General features: G+C 71.4%; 11 protein-coding genes. 2 read left to right on the forward strand and 9 right to left on the reverse strand.

Annotated elements, in window-relative coordinates:
- Window positions 1–48: 48 nt before the first annotated feature.
- From ACIO9J_RS40890 to ACIO9J_RS40930, 9 genes are all read right to left on the reverse strand, one after another.
- Window positions 49–1236, reverse strand: coding sequence for a pseudouridine synthase (locus ACIO9J_RS40890; protein ID WP_402010496.1), 1188 nt, complete (start codon window positions 1234–1236; stop codon window positions 49–51).
- An 11-nt stretch (window positions 1237–1247) separates the two neighbouring features.
- Window positions 1248–1823: an SMC-Scp complex subunit ScpB gene (gene scpB, locus ACIO9J_RS40895; protein WP_402010546.1), complete on the reverse strand. Its 576-nt coding sequence runs from the start codon at window positions 1821–1823 to the stop codon at window positions 1248–1250.
- A gap of 86 nt (window positions 1824–1909) precedes the next feature.
- Complete coding sequence (locus ACIO9J_RS40900; protein ID WP_402010498.1) at window positions 1910–2950, reverse strand: segregation and condensation protein A; 1041 nt, start codon at window positions 2948–2950, stop codon at window positions 1910–1912.
- Between the two features lie 18 nt (window positions 2951–2968).
- Window positions 2969–3562, reverse strand: coding sequence for a hypothetical protein (locus ACIO9J_RS40905; protein ID WP_402010500.1), 594 nt, complete (start codon window positions 3560–3562; stop codon window positions 2969–2971).
- Window positions 3547–4719, reverse strand: a complete 1173-nt coding sequence (locus ACIO9J_RS40910) for a ParA family protein (RefSeq protein WP_402010502.1) — start codon at window positions 4717–4719, stop codon at window positions 3547–3549. Before ACIO9J_RS40910 ends, ACIO9J_RS40905 begins: the two co-directional genes overlap by 16 nt.
- A gap of 347 nt (window positions 4720–5066) precedes the next feature.
- Window positions 5067–6182, reverse strand: a complete 1116-nt coding sequence (gene ald / locus ACIO9J_RS40915; protein ID WP_402010503.1) for an alanine dehydrogenase — start codon at window positions 6180–6182, stop codon at window positions 5067–5069.
- A 145-nt stretch (window positions 6183–6327) separates the two neighbouring features.
- Entirely contained in the window at window positions 6328–8421 is a 2094-nt protein-coding gene (locus ACIO9J_RS40920; protein ID WP_402010505.1) for a tetratricopeptide repeat protein, read from the reverse strand.
- A gap of 359 nt (window positions 8422–8780) precedes the next feature.
- Complete coding sequence (locus tag ACIO9J_RS40925) at window positions 8781–9407, reverse strand: NUDIX domain-containing protein (protein ID WP_402010507.1); 627 nt, start codon at window positions 9405–9407, stop codon at window positions 8781–8783.
- An 86-nt stretch (window positions 9408–9493) separates the two neighbouring features.
- The gene (locus tag ACIO9J_RS40930) at window positions 9494–11185 is read right to left on the reverse strand and encodes a CTP synthase (RefSeq protein ID WP_402010547.1); all 1692 of its coding nucleotides are present in this window, start codon (window positions 11183–11185) and stop codon (window positions 9494–9496) included.
- Window positions 11186–11628: 443 nt separating this feature from the next.
- Here ACIO9J_RS40930 and ACIO9J_RS40935 point away from each other — a divergent pair, with 443 nt between their 5' ends.
- Entirely contained in the window at window positions 11629–13440 is a 1812-nt protein-coding gene (locus ACIO9J_RS40935; protein WP_402010548.1) for a glycoside hydrolase family 15 protein, read from the forward strand.
- A gap of 160 nt (window positions 13441–13600) precedes the next feature.
- Window positions 13601–15226: a PucR family transcriptional regulator gene (locus tag ACIO9J_RS40940; RefSeq protein ID WP_402010509.1), complete on the forward strand. Its 1626-nt coding sequence runs from the start codon at window positions 13601–13603 to the stop codon at window positions 15224–15226.
- The last annotated feature ends 3 nt before the right edge of the window (window positions 15227–15229 follow it).

Genomic DNA, 15229 nt, shown 5'->3' on the forward strand with positions numbered 1-15229 from the left:
AGCGGGCGGGCGGTCACAACCCCTGAGGACCCGAAGATCCGCGCGGGTCTACAGATCGACTTCCTTCATGAGCATCCCGACCTCCGTGTTGGAGAGCCGGCGCAGCCACCCGGACTTCTGGTCGCCCAGGGTGATCGGCCCGAAGGCCACCCGCACCAGCTTGTCCACCGGGAAGCCCGCCTCGGCGAGCATGCGCCGCACGATGTGCTTGCGGCCCTCGTGCAGGGTGACCTCGACCAGGTAGTTCTTTCCGGTCTGCTCGACGACGCGGAAGTGGTCCGCCTTCGCGTACCCGTCCTCCAGCTGGATGCCGTCCTTGAGCTGCTTGCCCAGGTCGCGCGGGATGGGACCCACGATGTGCGCGAGGTAGGTCTTCTTCACGCCGTACTTGGGGTGGGTCAGCCGGTGCGAGAGCTCGCCGTGGTTGGTGAGCAGGATGACGCCCTCGGTCTCGGTGTCCAGACGCCCCACGTGGAACAGCCGCGTCTCACGGTTGTTCGTGTAGTCGCCCAGGCACTGGCGGCCGTCGGGGTCCTCCATGGTGGCCACGACACCGGCCGGCTTGTTCAGCGCGAAGAACTGGTACGACTGCGTGGCGACGGTCAGGCCGTCGACCTTGATCTCGTCCTTCTCGGGGTCGACGCGCAGACCCTGCTCCAGGACGATCTCGCCGTTGACCTCGACGCGGGCCTCGTCGACCAGCTCCTCACAGGCACGGCGCGAGCCGTAGCCCGCACGGGCGAGCACCTTCTGGAGGCGCTCGCCCTCCTGCTCGGCGCCCGGGAAGGTCTTGGGCGGGCTCACCTTGGGCTTGCCCGCGTACCGCTCGCGGTTGCGCTCCTCCTGCCGGGCGTCGTACTCCCGCGAGGTCGCCGGGGAGGCGCCGCGACGGCTGCCGCGGGCTCCCGTGCCCTGGGAGGTGCGGGGGCCGCCCTTGGCGCCGCCGCGCGCCGCCGCGCCACGGCCCCGCTTGGGGGCGCCGCCGCCGTCGGCGGGGCTCACGTCGTAGCGCCGCTCCTCGGGACGCGGCTTGCTGGGCCTGCCGCCGTCCTGCTTGTCGTCACGGCCGTTACCGGCACCCCGGTAGTTGCCGCGGCCGCCGGAGCCGCCCTGGCCGCCGCTGTTGCCGCGGCCGCCGGAGCCTCCCCGGCCGCCGCCGTTGCCGCGGCCGCCGCTGTTGCCACCACGGCTCCCGCCGTTGTTTCCGCTGCTGTTCCTGCCGCTGCTGCTTCGCATCAAAGTTCCGTCTAGTCGGCTGTGTCCTGGGTGTACTCGTAACCCGGCGCATCGGGTGCGTCCGGATCGAACGACGGGACACCTTCCAGCGTCTCCGACTCGATCGCGTCCGCCTCGGGGAGGAAGGGCGCGAGCTCCGGAAGCTCGTCAAGGCCACGCAGGCCCATCCGCTCCAGAAAGTAGTTCGTCGTCCTGTACAGGATCGCACCTGTTTCGGGTTCCGCGCCCGCCTCCTCCACCAGACCCCTCTGGAGAAGCGTCCGCATCACCCCGTCACAGTTCACCCCGCGCACCGCGGAGACCCTGGAACGGCTGACCGGCTGGCGGTACGCGACCACCGCGAGGGTCTCCAGGGCCGCCTGGGTGAGCCGCGCCTGCTGGCCGTCCAGGACGAAGCCCTCCACCGCCGCGGCGTACTCGGGCCGCGTGTAGAACCGCCAGCCGCCCGCCACGAGCCGCAGCTCGAAGCCCCGCTTCTGCACCGTGTACTCGTCGGCGAGCTCCCGCAGCGCGTCGGAGACCTGGCGCCTGGGCCGCTGGAGGATCTTGGCGAGGTGCTCCTCGGTGGCGGGCTCGTCCACCACCATCAGGACGGCTTCGAGGGCGGGCCGCAGCTCAAGCTCCGCGACGGCACCGGCGAGCTCACCCACGGGACGTTCCGCACTCACGCCACTCACGCCTTCTCCTCCTGGTCCTCACGGTCAAGCGGCTCGGGGGCCCGGTCGAACTCGTCGGTCACGGTCGGCTCGTCGGCACCCTCCCCGCCGGTCCACCGCACCATCAGCTCGCCCAGGGGGTCCTCCTGGTCCAGGGCGACGGCCTTCTCGCGGTACAGCTCGAGGAGCGCGAGGAAGCGCGCGACGACGGTGAGGGTGTCCTCCCCCACGTCCTCGACGAGCACCCGGAAGCTCAGCTCGCCCCGCTCCCGCAGCCGGGCCACCACGACGGCCGCCTGCTCCCGCACGGAGACCAGCGGGGCGTGGATGTGGTCGATGTACACCTGCGGCTTGGCCCGCGGCTGCATGGCCTTCACGGCGAGCTTGGCGAACCCCTCGGCCCCGATGCTGATGACGACCTCGGGCAGCAGCTCGGCGTGATGGGTCTCAAGGCCCACGGTCCGCGGATAGCGCCGCGCCTCCTCCTCGAGCCGCGCGCTGAAGATGTCCGCGATCTGTTTGTACGCGCGGTACTGGAGCAGCCGCGCGAACAGCAGGTCCCGCGCCTCCAGCAACGCCAGGTCGGCCTCGTCCTCGACCTCGGCGGCGGGCAGCAGCCGCGCCGCCTTCAGATCGAGCAGGGTGGCCGCGACCACGAGGAACTCGGTCGTCTGGTCCAGGTCCCAGTCGGGCCCCATCGCCCGGATGTACGCCATGAACTCGTCGGTCACCTTCGACAGCGCGACTTCGGTGACATCGAGCTTGTGCTTGGAGATCAGCTGGAGCAGCAGGTCGAAGGGGCCCTCGAAGTTCGCGAGCCGGACCTTGAACCGCCCGTCATCGGGCTCGGCGGGTACCAGCGACTCCGGGGCCTCGACCACGGCGGGTCCGGGCTCCACGGGTTCCGGCTCCACGGGTGCTGGCTCCGCAGGTGCCGGCTCCACGGGCTCCGGCCCGACAGGCTCCGGCTCCGGTTCCGCGGGAGCCGCCCCTGGACCGCGCCCCAAGGCACGGCGGGGAGCGGCGGGAGGCGGTGCGGAGCAGTCGTTCGTGGCCATCAGGCGGGAACGCTACCCCTACCGCCCGCGAAGCCGTCGTACGAGAATGCTCGCGTCCCCGCGCGACTCCAGGTCGGCGAGGACGACGGCGACCGCTTCGCGCACGATGCGCCCGCGGTCGACCGCGAGCCCGTGCTCGCCGCGCAGCACCAAGCGCGCGTGTTCGAGGTCCATGAGTTCCTCGGCGGAGACGTACACGGTGATCTTCTCGTCGTGCCGCTCGCGCCCGCTGGGCCGCCGGTTGGCCGCCCTGGCCCGCCGCCGGGCCTGCGCGGTGGAGGCGCCGGACTTGCCGCCGCCCTGGGTGGCCGAACCTTCCTGCGCCGGTGCCGCACGGCGCCCCGCGCCCTTCTCGGCCTCGCCGGCGGCGGCCGCCCTGCTGCGCGACTCGGAGCCGGACTCGGCGTCCGCGGCCGCGTGTTCGGCGGGCTCACCGCCGTCGCCCTGTGCGGCGGCTTCGTCGGACGCCGCCGTCTCGTCGCTCTCGCCCGCGGGCCCCGGCACGCGTGCCTCGCCGTTGGCCGGGCGCCGCGGAGACGACGACTGCAGCGCCATCCCCCCGGTCGTACGGAACAGTTCGTCGGCCCCGGGCAGACTCACTCGGCGTGACACCGGGCGAGCACCTCCCTGGCGAGCTGGCGATAGGCGGCCGCACCGACCGAGTTGGAGGCGTACGTCGTGATGGGCTCACCGGCGACCGTGGTCTCCGGGAAGCGCACCGTGCGCCCGATGACCGTGTGGTAGACGTGGTCGTCGAAGGCCTCGACCACGCGCGCGAGCACCTCACGGCTGTGCACCGTGCGGGAGTCGTACATGGTCGCGAGGATGCCGTCGAGCTCCAGGTCGGGGTTGAGCCGCTCCTGGACCTTCTCGATCGTCTCGGTCAGCAGGGCCACACCGCGCAGCGCGAAGAACTCGCATTCGAGCGGCACGATCACCTTGTGAGCCGCCGTCAGGGCGTTCACGGTGAGCAGGCCGAGCGAGGGCTGACAGTCGATCACGATGTAGTCGTAGTCCTGCATCAGCGGCTTCAGGGCGCGCTGCAGCGTGGACTCGCGGGCGACCTCGCTCACCAACTGCACTTCGGCGGCGGACAGGTCGATGTTGCTGGGCAGCAGGTCCATGTTGGGGACCGCCGTCTTCAGGAGCACCTCGTCCGCGGACATGCCGCGCTCCATGAGGAGGTTGTAGACCGTCAGGTCCAGCTCCATCGGGTTCACCCCGAGGCCCACCGAGAGGGCGCCCTGCGGGTCGAAGTCGACGAGCAGGACCCGGCGTCCGTACTCCGCGAGGGCCGCGCCCAGGTTGATGGTCGACGTCGTCTTGCCGACGCCGCCCTTCTGGTTGCACATCGCGATGATCTTCGCGGGACCGTGGTCGGTCAGCGGGCCCGGGATCGGGAAGTACGGCAGCGGGCGTCCCGTGGGGCCGATGCGCTCGCGGCGCTGACGGGCGGCGTCCGGCGCGAGCGTGGCCGCGTACTCCGGATCGGGCTCGTACTCGGCGTCGGGGTCGTAGAAGTGCCCCTGGGGCAGTTCCTCGTAGTCGGCGAGGTGGGTGTGGGTGTTATCGCCACTCCGGTCGCCGGCCATGGCGTTCACGTGATGGCCATCCATGCTCTGGGGTGCTGACTGTGTCGGCTGGGGACTCTGCCTGGCTTCGAAGGTGCGGACAGCGACCGAGCCGACGGCCTCGAGCCCCACGGGTCCTTGGCCCCGCACAGAGGTTCCTGGTTGACCACCCCCGGGAGCAAATGTCGACTCATTCACAAGTCGTCTTACCTCCTTGGTGACCAGGAAATTTCTCGATAGGTCAGCGTGGCACCATGCCGACGGTTGGCGACTCTATGGCGTGTCACCGGTCCACAGCAACACAATCCGCCGGACCGGACCCGATGTGTCGGCAACGGAACACCCTGATGTCAAGGGTGTGCGGCATGCCATCGGCACGTTTCAGGGGTGGGCGAAACGGTTAAAGGGTTACGTTCAAGGCGAGTTGAGCGTGTCCACACTGATACGCATACGGCCGGACCCCTCTCAAGGTCCGGCCGTTGGCGTGAGATTGACGACTCTCGTTGACGAAAGTGTCGGAGACTGACCGAAGTCAGTCACCTGGGTCAGCCGAGGAGCGTCTCCAGCTCGAGGTGCTCCAGACCGTGGGCCTCGGCGACCTCCTTGTAAACGACCTTGCCGTCATGGGTGTTGAGACCCAGGGCGAGCGCGGGGTCGCGGCGCAGGGCCTCGACCCAGCCGCGGTTCGCCAGCTCGACGATGTACGGCATCGTCGCGTTGGTCAGCGCGTACGTCGAGGTGTTGGGCACCGCGCCGGGCATGTTCGCGACACAGTAGAAGACCGAGTTGTGGACCGGGAAGGTCGGCTCGGCGTGCGTGGTGGCGTGCGAGTCCTCGAAGCAGCCGCCCTGGTCGATCGCGATGTCGACAAGGACACTTCCCGGCTTCATCCGCGAGACGAGCTCGTTGGTGACCAGCTTCGGGGCCTTGGCACCCGGGATCAGCACGGCGCCGATGACGAGGTCGGCCTCCAGGCAGGCCTTCTCCAGCTCGAAGGCGTTGGAGACGACGGTCTGGATCTTCGTGCCGAAGATCTTGTCGGCTTCCTTGAGCTTGTTGATGTCCTTGTCGAGCAGGGTCACGTGGAAGCCCATGCCGATGGCGATCTGCGCGGCGTTCCAGCCCGAGACGCCGCCGCCGATGACGACGGCCTTGCCCGCGGCCACGCCGGGGACGCCGCCGGGCAGCACGCCGCGGCCGCCGTTGGCCGCCATCAGGTGGTAGGCGCCGACCTGCGGGGCGAGCCGACCCGCGACCTCGGACATCGGGGCGAGCAGCGGGAGCGCGCGGCCCGCGGTCTCCACGGTCTCGTACGCGATGGCGGTGGTGCCCGACTCCAGGAGCGCGTCCGTGCACTCCTTGGACGCGGCCAGGTGGAGGTAGGTGAAGAGGGTCTGGTCCTTGCGCAGGCGGTGGTACTCCTCCGCGATGGGCTCCTTGACCTTCAGCAGCAGGTCGGCGGTGGCCCAGACCTCGTCGGCGGTCTCCAGGATCCGTGCGCCGGCCGAGACGTACTCGGCGTCCGTGATCGAGGAGCCGACGCCGGCGTTCCGCTCGATGACGACCTGGTGGCCGTGGCGCACCAGCTCGTGCACGCCGGCGGGGGTGATGGCCACCCGGAACTCGTTGTTCTTGACCTCGCGGGGGATGCCGACCTTCATCGTGGATCACGGTCCTTGGCTCAGGGGATTTCTCGGGCAATGCAACACAGACCGGTGCACACGAGGGCGCAACGGGAGACACCACGGATGTACGCGGCGGAGCCAGTCTAATGAAGGATTTCTCGCTGTCTAGCCTTTCAATACTTCAATCTTCTGTGGATGCACTACGGATTTCGCAGGCGGAAGGCTCCGCTCCACCGTTCGTTTCAAGCCTGGCGGCTGCCGGGAACTCCGTTCCCAGCATGCGCTCGGCCGCGCCCCGGTGCAGCCGGGCGGCCGCCGGGTCGCCGAGGCGCTCCAGGGTGTCCGCGAGCCTGAGCTGCAACGCGGCCTGGAGGCGTACGTCCTTGGCGTGCCGCGCCCACTCCACGGCCTCCTGGCAGGTACGGAGCGACTCCTCGGGCCGCCCCGCGTACTCCTGGACCCGCGCCATCTCGCTCAACGCCCGCGCCTGGGCGGCCACATCGCCGTTCTTGCGGTGCCCGGTGACGGACGAACTCCAGTTGCGCAGCGCCTCTCCGTAGCGGCCCGCGTAGGTGTGCACCGCACCGATCCGGCCGTAGAGCCTGGCGGCGTCCGCGCGCTCGTCGCGGGCAAGGCGCTGGGCGAGCGCCCTGCCGTACCAGTCGGAGGCCCGCGGCCAGTCCCCCAGCTCCTGATAGGCACCGCCTACGGATTCCATCGCGCGTCCGGTCGCGTACGGGTCGCCCGCCGCGCGTCCCGCGTCCAGCGCCGCCCGGTAGCGGGCCAGCGCCTCCCGCGTACGTCCGGTCTGCGCGTCCAGGTCCGCGAGGTTCAGCAGCGCGGCGGCCTGCTCACGCGGCAGCTTCCGCCGCTCGGCGACGTCGAGCACCAGCTGATGGATCCCGTAGAGGACCGGCGCCGCGTCCTCCGTGCCGCGGTGCGCGACCAGGGCCCTGACCAGGGCGGCCATCAGGCGCCGCGCCAGGGTGTCGAGCTCCCCGTCGGCCACCGCGAGGCGGGCGGCGGCGAGCAGCGCGGGCTGCCGGATCGCCAGCCACTCGGCGGCAGCGGCGGCGGAGGGGAAGCGCAGCGCGCGCGGCAGCCCCGCGAGCTTCTTGCGGGCCGCCGAGCCGTCCGGCTCGGTGACGGCGCGGCAGGACTGGAGCAGCCGCACGGTCCGCTCCAGCATCCTGGCCCTGGCCAGCTGGACCTCGGCGGGCCGGTCCTGGCTCTCGGTGCGGGCCCGCAGGAGCGGCACCAGACAGCCCGGCACCTCGTACTGCGGCAGCGGCGAGTCCACGGCGCGCACCAGGCCGAGCGCCACGAAGTCGTCCAGGGTGGTGCGGGCGGCGGAGACCGAGCAGCCCGCGAGAGCGGACGCGGTGTGCGGGTCGACGTGACCCGCCGGGGCGAGCGAGAGGAATCGCAGTATCCGCGCGGCGGGCGCGGGCAGCGAGGCGTACGTGTGGTGGAAGACACGCGCGAGGGCGGACCCCTCGTCCGGCATGTCGTGCACCTGCTTGGCCAGGTCGGCGACGGCGGCCTTGGGCCGCACCGAGAGCCAGCCGCCGGCCAGCACCAGCGCCTCGGGGTGCGCCTGGCACGCCTCGACGAGGGACTCGGCCGAGCGCGGGTCGACGGTGATGCGCACGGGGCCCGAGGCCCGCGCGAGCAGCTCGACGGCTGCGCCCTTGTCCAGACCGCCCAGCGTGCACGGCCGTACGTCGGGGATGCCGGTGAGCGGCCCCTCGGAGACGGCGACGACCAGGCAGTCGGGGGCGTCGGGGAGCAGCGGGTCGACCTGTTCGGCGTCGGCCGCGTCGTCCAGCAGGAGCAGCGCCCTGCGGTCGGCGAGCGCGTCCCTGAGCGCGCCGGAGAGGTCGTCCTCACAGGCTCCGGGCGGCGCGGGCACGGCCAGCGCGTCGAGCAGCTCACGGGCGGTGCGCTCGGTGGGGACCCGGGCGCCGTCGGGTTCGGTGAGGCGGGCGCGGAGCACCCCGTCGGGGTAGTCGTCCGCGAGCTGCCGCGCGAGTTCCACCGCGAGCGAGGTGCGGCCGGAGCCGGGGCGTCCGGCGATCAGCAGAACGCGTGCCCGGGGCGTCTTGCGGCCCGCGAGGGTGTCGAGGCCCGCCCGGTCGATGTCGGCGCGGAGTTCCTTCAACTCCCGGCGTCTGCCGACGAACTGATCCTTCGTCGGCCGGGCCGCGGCACCCACGGGCGACGGCACAGCGCCACCCGCCGCCGCACCGTCCGTGTCGACCGCCTGATCCGTCACGGGCCACGCTCCCGTCCGCCTGCACGAACCCGCCGGGACTCCGGGCGGGACGCTTTCAGAGCCTAGTTCAGCCCCCACACCCCTCCCGGCCGCACGCCGCGCACAAGTCCCCCGATCGGATCAGTGGATCGTCATATCGGAAGGGCCAACTGCCGCGGGGTCGAGCGGCGAGGGGTGTCAGGGGCGCGGGGGGGGCGGGAGGCGCGGAAGGTTAGGGGCGCGGCGGATTAGGGGCGCGGGGAACTGCGCAATCTTTTAGGGGCGCGAGGAACGGCGCAATCCTTCAGGGGCGCGGGGAACTGCGCGACCAGCCACAACCGGCCCGCAGATTCCCCCGCCGCGCCCCGCCAGAAACGTACTCACACCTCAAAGGGCCGCGCAGGCCACGCCACCTCGGCAGAGCGCAACACATCAACCCCGTCACCCCCCAACGCCGCGGCCAGCGAAAGCACACCCACCACGAGACAGTTGTTGTGCAACTCCCCCGCGAGCACACCCCGCACGAGCTCCGCCAGCGGAACGCGGGCCAGCTCCATGTCGGCCTCCTCCTCGGAGACCTCGAAGCGCTCGCCCTCCGCCTCGGAGAGATCACGGGCGAGGAAGACCCGCACGGCCTCGTCGCAGCCGCCGGGCGTGGTGTAGACGTCGGTCAGGACGCGCCAGTCCTCGGCCTTGACGTGCGCCTCTTCGTAGAGCTCGCGCTGGGCGGCGTGCAGCGGGTTCTCGCCGGGGACGTCCAGGAGCCCCGCGGGGATCTCCCAGAGCTTCTGGCGGACGGGGTGGCGGTACTGACGGATGACCAGGACGCGGCCCGCGTCGTCGAGCGCGAGGACCGCCACCGAGCCGGGGTGCACCTGGTAGTCACGGTGCGCCACGGTGCCGTCGGGCATGACCACGTCATCGGTGCGGACGGACGTCTTGTTCCCGACGAACGGCGTCCGGCTCGCCGTGACCTGCCACTCCTCGGCGGTGTCCTTGATCGTCATGTCGCCCTGTCCTCCCACACGTGCAAACAGAAACCGGGGTGCGCGCCTCTTCAGGCACGCACCCCGGCAACGGTAACTCCCCGGTGTTACTTACCGGACTTGGCGCCCGGCTTGCCGCCCTGCTGGCGCTCGACGGCGGCCTTCACCAGACCGGCGAAGAGCGGGTGCGGACGCGTCGGGCGCGAGCGCAGCTCCGGGTGGGCCTGCGTGGCGACCAGGTAGGGGTGCACCTCGCGCGGGTACTCGACGTACTCGACGAGCTTGCCGTCCGGGGAGGTGCCGGAGAACTGCAGCCCGGCCTTCTTCTCCAGCTCGGCGCGGTAGCCGTTGTTCACCTCGTAACGGTGACGGTGGCGCTCCTCCACGTACTCCTTGCCGTCGTACACCTCACGGGCGATGGAGCCCTCGGCGAGCTTGGCGGGGTACATGCCCAGGCGCATCGTGCCGCCCATGTCGCCGTCGCCCGCGACGATGTCGAGCTGCTCGGCCATGGTGGAGATCACCGGGTGGGCGGTGGCGGCGTCGAACTCGGTGGAGTTGGCGTCGGGGATGTCCGCGAGGTTGCGGGCGGCCTCGATCACGATGCACTGGAGGCCGAGGCAGATGCCGAGCAGCGGCACCTTGTTCTCGCGGGCGAACTGGATCGCGCCGATCTTGCCGTTCACACCGCGGTCGCCGAAGCCGCCGGGGATGAGGATCGCGTCGACGTCGCCGAGCTGCTTCTTGGCGCCCGCCGGGGTCTTGCAGTCGTCCGAGGTGACCCACTTGACCTTGACGCGGGCCTTGTTGGCGAAGCCGCCGGCGCGCATGGCCTCGGTGATCGACAGGTAGGCGTCGGGCAGGTCGATGTACTTGCCGACCAGGGCGACGGTGACCTCGTGCTCGGGGTTGTGCACGCGGTCGAGCAGGTCGTCCCACTGGGTCCAGTCGACGTCGCGGAACGGCAGGTCGAGCTTGCGCACCACGTAGGCATCCAGGCCCTCGGTGTGCAGGACCTTCGGGATGTCGTAGATCGACTTGGCGTCGATGGCGGCGACCACGGCGGCCTCGTCGACGTCGCACATCAGCGAGATCTTGCGCTTGATGGCGGTCGGCACCTCGCGATCGGCGCGCAGCACGATCGCGTCGGGCTGGATGCCGATGTTGCGCAGGGCGGCGACGGAGTGCTGGGTCGGCTTGGTCTTCAGCTCGCCGGAGGGGCCGATGTAGGGCAGCAGCGAGATGTGCACGACGAAGACGTTGTCGCGGCCGACCTCGTGGCGGACCTGGCGGACGGTCTCCAGGAACGGCAGCGACTCGATGTCGCCGACGGTGCCGCCGACCTCGGTGATCACGACGTCGACGTCGTCCGTGGCCATGCGGCGGATGCGGTGCTTGATCTCGTTGGTGATGTGCGGGATGACCTGGACGGTGTCGCCGAGGTACTCGCCGCGCCGCTCCTTGGCGATCACCTGGGAGTAGACCTGGCCCGTGGTCACGTTCGCCGAGCCGTCGAGGTCGACGTCGAGGAAGCGCTCGTAGTGGCCGATGTCCAGGTCGGTCTCGGCGCCGTCGTTGGTGACGAACACCTCGCCGTGCTGGAACGGGTTCATCGTGCCCGGGTCGACGTTCAGGTACGGGTCGAGCTTCTGCATGGTGACGCGCAGACCCCGTGCCTTGAGCAGCGCGCCAAGGCTGGAGGCCGTCAGCCCCTTGCCGAGCGAGGAGGCGACACCCCCGGTGACGAAGATGTGCTTGGTCGTCGTGGCTGTGCTGTTTCGAAAAGCAGCGGGCTGCATAGCCAAAGGGGGGCTCCCGTGGTCGCGGTCTGGAGGTGCGTTCCGGCGCCCTCACCAGGGGTTCGGGGAGGCGCCGTCGCTGCGGTTCGGGGGTTCTATGACCACCGGCTCACGGGCTACCAGGGTATCAGCGACGGGACGGGACCGCTTCCGGCCACGCTCCGCCACGGGGCGCACACATCTCGGTCACCAGACCCGCACGCCCCTCTTGTGGGCCCGCACACCCCCTCTCACCAGGCGCTCACCCGTTCGGCGTAGCCGCGTTGTCCGGAGGGGCGCGCAGATCACTAGGGTGCGTCGTATCCTGCTCGGACACTCGCTGCCGAGCCCCCTCCGGCACACGGCATCACCCCGCCCTGCACCCGGAACAAGCGCTCGTCAACGATCACTTGACCGCTGACCAGTAAGCGCCCCGCGGGGCGAACGTGGCCGTTCGACTGGAGATGCACGTGGCCGGGCGCATCGAGGACTACGCACTCATCGGAGACATGCAGACCGCCGCTTTGGTCTGCCGGGACGGCACAGTCGACTGGCTGTGCCTGCCCCGCTTCGACTCCCACGCCGTATTCGCCGGCCTGTTGGGCACCGAGGAGCACGGCTTCTGGCGCCTCGGGCCCGCACACGCACCGGAAGCGCAGCCACCGGCTGCCGCGCGCCGCACCTATCGCGGCGACTCCCTGGTGCTCGAATCCGAGTGGGACACCCCCCGCGGCACCGTCCGCGTGATCGATTTCATGCCGCCGCGCGACACCGACGCCCCGCAGCTCGTGCGGATCGTCGAGGGCGTCAGCGGCCGGGTGCCGATGCGCTCGGCACTGCGCATGCGCTTCAGCTACGGCCGAGTGGTCCCCTGGGTCCACAAGGTCGACGGGCGCACGGTGGCCGTCGCGGGACCCGACTCGGTCTGGCTGGACACCTCGGCCGAGACCTTCGGCAAGGACCTGACCACCTACTCGGACTTCACGGTGGCGCCGGGCGACCGGATCGCGTTCACCATCTCGTGGCAGCCCTCGCACAAAGAGCCGCCCGCGCTGCCCGAGCCCGAGGCGGCGCTCACCGCCACGGAGACCTTCTGGCGGGAGTGGGTCGAGCACTGTACGTACCACGGCCCCTATCGGGAGGCCGTGGTCCGCTCGCTGATCACGCTCAAGGCGCTCACCTACGCGCCGACCGGCGGGATCGTCGCGGCACCCACCACCTCACTGCCCGAGGACATCGGGGGCTCGCGCAACTGGGACTACCGCTTCACCTGGCTGCGCGACGCCGCGATCACGCTCTCCTCGCTGCTGCGCACCGGCTACCGCGAGGAGGCCCGCGCCTGGCGCGAGTGGCTCCTGCGGGCGGTCGCGGGCGACCCGGAGAACCTGCAGATCATGTACGGCATCGCGGGCGAGCGCGAGCTGGGCGAGACCGAGCTCGACTGGCTTCCCGGGTACGAGAACTCCCAGCCGGTCCGGGCGGGCAACGGCGCCGCGCACCAGCTCCAGCTCGACGTGTACGGCGAGGTCACCGAGGCCCTGCACCTGGCCCACATGACGGGCCTGGCCCGCAACGACTACGCCTCGCTGCTCCAGCTCAAGCTGATCCGCTACCTGGAGACGCACTGGGACCAGCCGGACGAGGGCATCTGGGAGGTGCGCGGGCCGCGCCGCCACTTCGTGCACTCCAAGGTGATGGTCTGGGTCGCGGTGGACCGCACCATCAAGCTCATCGAGTCCGGCGACGCGGACGGCCCGCTGGAGAAGTGGCGCGAGCTGCGCGACGACATCCACCGGGACGTGTGCGAGAAGGGCTACGACAAGGAGCGGAACACCTTCACGCAGTCGTACGGCTCCAAGGAGCTGGACGCCTCGCTGCTGCTCATCCCGCAGATGGGCTTCCTGCCGCCCGACGACAAGCGCGTCATCGGCACGATCGAGGCGATCCAGCGCGAGCTGTCCACGTCGGACGGCTTCATCCTGCGCTACCCCACCTCCGGCGACGACGCGGGCGTGGACGGCCTCGAAGGGGACGAGGGGGCGTTCCTCGCCTGCTCGTTCTGGATGGCCGACGACCTCGCGATGATCGGCCGGGTCGACGAGGCCCGCAAGCTCTTCGAGAAGCTGCTCGCGCTCCGCAACGACCTCGGCCTGCTCGCCGAGGAGTGGGACCCGCGCCTGCAACGCCAGGTCGGCAACTTCCCGCAGGCCTTCAGCCACGTGCCGCTGATCGACACGGCACTGCGGCTGACGGCGTCGGGCGCGTACGGCGGATAGCACCCCGACCCCCTGTCGGTTGTGACGTACGTCACAACCGACAGGGGGTCGCGCAATTCCCGCGGAAAAGCGATGAGTTGTCGCCCCGCCCGGCCGTTCGCCCCGGGCCGCGATCGGCCGGAGATGTGCCGGGAACGTGCGCCCCGGTAGCGTCCGCGCCATGGACAGTCAGGGCAGCACTCAGGCCGGCATCACCGTGCAGCGCGCGCTGGAACTGCCGGGCCTGCGCAGCGGCCTCCCCGAGATCGTCGCGGGCGCGGAGCGGCTGCAGCGGACCGTGCGGTGGGTACACGCGGGCGAGGTGCCCAACATCGCGTCGCTGCTCAAGGGCGGCGAGCTGCTGCTCACCACCGGCCTCGGCCTCGGCGCGCGCCCCGCCGAACAGCGGGCCTTCGTGCGCAACCTCGCCGAGCGCGGCATCGCGGCGCTCGTGGTCGAGCTGGGTCCGCGCTTCACCCGGCTGCCCGCGGCGATCGTGGACACCGCGCGGGCGGCCGGTCTGCCACTGGTGCAGCTGCACCGCGAGGTGCCGTTCGTGACGGTCACCGAAGAAGTGCACACCGAGATCGTCAACGGCCACTACGCGCTCCTCCAGCGGGCCGAGGAGGTGCACAGGCGCTGCACCGAGGCGCTCCTCGGCGGCGGCGGGGTGCCCCAAGTGCTCGGCATCCTCGCCGAGTTCAGCGGCAACCCGGTCTTCCTGGAGACGGCCGACGGCCAGCTCCTGTACGCCGCGGGCGCGGGCACCGAGTGCGCCGACCCGCTCCAGGTGTGGGAGGGACTTCGGGGGCACCGCAAGGACGGGCCGCCCGCGGGCGCGGTCCTCGTCGACGTGCCCGGCGGCGGCCCGGGAACCGGCTCGGTGCGGGCCAGGCTCGTACTGCTCGCCGTGGAGGCCGCGCCGCTCCCCGTGCACCGCATCGCCGCGGAGCGGGCCGCGAGCAGCCTCGCGGTGGTGCTCATGCAGGCCCGCCAGGAGGAGGAGCTCGCGGCGCGCGGCCGCGGTGACTTCCTCACCGATCTCGCGGAGGGCAGGATCGCCGCCGACGACGCGCCCGCGCAGGCCCGCGTCCTCGGCTTCAAGCCCGGCGAGAGCCCGCTCCTGCCGGTCGTGATGCGGCTCGCCGACGGGCTGCCGACCGGCGGCGGCTGGGCGGTCCTCGCCCGCGCCGTCGCCGAGGAGCTGGCGTCGGTGGGGGTGCCCGTACTCCTCGGCGTACGTCCCGTGGAGGGCCGCGTACCCCTGCTCCTGGGGCTGCGCTCGGAGTCGGAGCGCACCGCCGTGGCCGACCGCGTGGCGGCCGCGCTGCGGGCCGGTGTGGAGCGGGCCGGGATGCGACGCCCCGGGGCGCAGCCGCCGGTCGTCGTGGTCGGGGTCGCGGGCGGCTGGGCCGCGGCCTCCGCGGGCCTGCGGCACGCGGCGGAGACGGCGGCCGCCGCGCAGGGCCTGTCCGACCGCCCCTGGTACGACGCGCGGCGCCTGGACATCGACCTGCTCCTGTGGCGGCTGCGCGACCACCCCGACCTGGCGGCCTTCGTGGACCGCGCGATCGGCCCACTGCGCGCCCACGACGAACGCTCCAAGCCGCCGCTGCTGCCCACGCTCCAGACGTATCTGGCGCACGCGGGCCGCAAGGCGGAGACGGCACGCGAACTCCACCTCAATCGCCAGACCCTGTACAACCGCCTGGCCCGGATAAGCGAACTCCTCGGCACCGACCTGGACGACCCCCAGACGGTGCTCGCCCTGAGTCTGGCCCTGCGGGCGCGCCGCCACGTGACGTGAGGC

Source organism: Streptomyces sp. NPDC087300, from assembly GCF_044744425.1.
GTDB lineage: Bacteria > Actinomycetota > Actinomycetes > Streptomycetales > Streptomycetaceae > Streptomyces.

What these genes read in the sequence shown, in the direction of transcription:
- ACIO9J_RS40890 (WP_402010496.1), bottom strand. Translation starts at nt 1,236, where the DNA reads ATGCGAAGCAGCAGCGGCAGGAACAGCAGCGGAAACAACGGCGGGAGC.
- scpB (WP_402010546.1), bottom strand. Translation starts at nt 1,823, where the DNA reads ATGGTGGTGGACGAGCCCGCCACCGAGGAGCACCTCGCCAAGATCCTC.
- ACIO9J_RS40900 (WP_402010498.1), bottom strand. Translation starts at nt 2,950, where the DNA reads ATGGCCACGAACGACTGCTCCGCACCGCCTCCCGCCGCTCCCCGCCGT.
- ald (WP_402010503.1), bottom strand. Translation starts at nt 6,182, where the DNA reads ATGAAGGTCGGCATCCCCCGCGAGGTCAAGAACAACGAGTTCCGGGTG.
- ACIO9J_RS40925 (WP_402010507.1), bottom strand. Translation starts at nt 9,407, where the DNA reads ATGACGATCAAGGACACCGCCGAGGAGTGGCAGGTCACGGCGAGCCGG.
- ACIO9J_RS40930 (WP_402010547.1), bottom strand. Translation starts at nt 11,185, where the DNA reads ATGCAGCCCGCTGCTTTTCGAAACAGCACAGCCACGACGACCAAGCAC.
- ACIO9J_RS40935 (WP_402010548.1), top strand. Translation starts at nt 11,629, where the DNA reads ATGCACGTGGCCGGGCGCATCGAGGACTACGCACTCATCGGAGACATG.
- ACIO9J_RS40940 (WP_402010509.1), top strand. Translation starts at nt 13,601, where the DNA reads ATGGACAGTCAGGGCAGCACTCAGGCCGGCATCACCGTGCAGCGCGCG.